The sequence below is a fragment of the Sphingomonas sp. AC435 genome (genome assembly GCF_979253005.1).
The window spans coordinates 1-282 of record NZ_CEEDCJ010000035.1; the positions used below are offsets into that span (position 1 = coordinate 1).

The window sequence follows — 282 nt, forward strand, 5'->3', positions numbered from 1 at the left end:
GTTCTGGCTGCAGACGCTGGGCATCCAGGTCAATCTGCGCGGTATCATCGACACCCTGGAGCGGGTCTACGACGTGCCGGCCGTGCAAGCCTGGCGCGTGTTGCGTGACGCGCTGAACGAGCGAATCGCCGACGTGCCATTCGACGACGGAGCCCGCGCGGTGTTGCGTGGCCAGTTGTTCGAGGCCGAGACCTGGCCGCAGAAACTCCTGCTGCGCCCGATGATCGAACGAGCCGGTGGGCCTGGCAGCATGCCGTTCGGCAAGGGGCTGGTTGTTAATCC

1 protein-coding gene is annotated in these 282 nt (G+C 65.6%); it reads left to right on the top strand.

All coding sequences use genetic code 11. The features are described 5' to 3' along the window. Window positions 1-282: hypothetical protein (locus AC0CH8_RS18850; RefSeq protein ID WP_465241195.1), on the top strand; the 282-nt coding region annotated here is incomplete at both ends.